The 1,906-nt window shown below is 57.3% G+C and carries 2 protein-coding genes; both read left to right on the top strand.

Going from position 1 to position 1,906, the window contains the following annotated elements:
• Positions 1 to 634: DUF6318 family protein (locus Q0216_RS08120; RefSeq protein ID WP_298594410.1), on the top strand; the 634-nt coding region annotated here is incomplete at its 5' end.
• Between the two features lie 172 nt (positions 635 to 806).
• Positions 807 to 1,649: a DUF6318 family protein gene (locus tag Q0216_RS08115; RefSeq protein ID WP_298594408.1), complete on the top strand. Its 843-nt coding sequence runs from the start codon at positions 807 to 809 to the stop codon at positions 1,647 to 1,649.
• The last annotated feature ends 257 nt before the right edge of the window (positions 1,650 to 1,906 follow it).

Below are 1,906 nucleotides of genomic sequence, written 5' to 3'. Positions count from 1 at the left end.
CTGTGCCAGCGATATTCGCCCACTCAGCAACCCAAGCACGCCCGATGCGCAGCGCTCCTACAAGGGCGAGCTGAAGTTTAACGGCTACGAATCACGCGGCACCTACGTTCCCGCAACCAGCTCGAAAAAGGCAGAGAATCCGCCCAAGCCTGTCCCTCCTGCAGAGATGAAAGCCAAGACAACGGAGGGCATGTACGCCGCCATAAACTACTGGTTGGCTTCTTTCAATTACCTTATGATTACCGGCGACATTGAGCCCTTTAAGGCAGTGGATACGAACCGAAACGATATCTACAAGGCCGAACCCTTCGTCGAATTTTACGAGAAGAACACTGGCTGGGTGTACGGTACTGATTCGCCGTTCTCAGCGGAGCTGTCTGAGGACGCTCCGCAGAAAGTCAACGAGCAACAGTACCGCTGGCTGGGTGTTGGCCGTTACAACAAGGAAGCAAAGATCCACTATACAGATGGTAGGGAACTCACCATGGCCTCATTGAGCAGCGGCCCCGGTGATTATGAGTTCTTCTTTATCTTGGAGTATCAGGAAGGCGCCTGGACGGTTCGGAATGAACCCGCCAAACTTACAACGAGCTCGCCCAGCTCAAGCACAAGTAGCTCCGGCGCCTCCGCTTAGAGCCTCGGTCATATCGTAGTTGCACGAGAGCCTTGGGTCCCGTGTTTTTCGTCATCTACCGCCGCTTTTACGGCGATGGAGGTGCACACAACATTGGGCTGACCGCTCCCCTGCGATATTCTGGAATTAGTTCAATACCGGCACATACTTTATTCACCTCAGAAAGAGCCCCATGTCTACCATGTATACCCGCCGCACCGCCCTGACCGCACTGGGCCTGGGCACCGCAGCGCTTCTTGCCGCTTGCTCCTCGAAGTCCTCCGAGTCTTCGGCGACCGCGAGCGCATCCGCTACCGAATCTTCGACTGCGAGCGCTACCGCATCCGTCTCCCCCACCGCGGAGGCAACCACCACCGTTGAGCCTGGCCCCAGCTTCAAGGGTGAGGTCGTTCTTTCCGATTACTCCTCCACCGGCACTTTTGAGCCCGGCACCAAGGAGCGCAAGGCTGTCAACGTTCCAATCCCCCTGGAGCCGGCGAAGCTACGTGAGAACAGTGTTGAGGGTCTGCACGCGTTCATCGCGTACTGGCAGGCTACCCTGAACTACCTGCTGCTGACCGGTGACGGTACCCGCTTCACGAACATTGACCACACCGGCGACTACTCGACTGTGGCTGAGTTCTTCCAGAGCATGTACGCTTCGGAGAGTGGCTGGGTTATTGGTTCGGAGCGTCCGATAACCCTGTCGCTGACTGCTGACCGCCCGACTAAGGACACCCGCACCGGCTACTACACGTGGGCATCCGAGATGGTGATTGATGATGCTGAGGGTGCTGGCGTGTACAGCAAGACCAATGATCGTGTGCAGCCGCTGACCGAGGTATTCAAGTACCCGGGTAAGCCGGTGGCTGGTCAGATTGTGGCGCACTACCAGGACGGCACTTGGCGTATGGTGCGTCGTGCTCCGGGTACTGCGTCTGCTTCGCCGGTTCCGTCGCTGAGCCCGAGCGCTTCGACTGAGGGTGTTGCGTCTGCGGAGGCTACTACTGCTTCTGCTGAGGCGTCGGCACAGTAAACCCCTATACCGCCGAGAAGCCACATGTCTTTCGAGAAGCCACCATAATTGTGGCTTTTCGAAACACATGTGGCTTCTCGCTTTTAATCTTTCACCGGATCAACAAATAAACCCTCAGCCAGAAGACTGAGGGTTTACTTCCTAGTGTGACCCCAACCGGTTTGTAACGGTGACGGAGGGGTATGATGCCGAGCGCGCGAGGAAATCCATCATGCCCCGGAGTGCCGCGACGTAAGGAGCGGCGCCGTGAGAGGCTC

The sequence above is a fragment of the uncultured Rothia sp. genome (genome assembly GCF_937976295.1).
Taxonomy (GTDB): domain Bacteria; phylum Actinomycetota; class Actinomycetes; order Actinomycetales; family Micrococcaceae; genus Rothia.
Note: the sequence above shows the minus strand (reverse complement) of the source record. Positions and strands in the feature narration are given on the sequence as shown.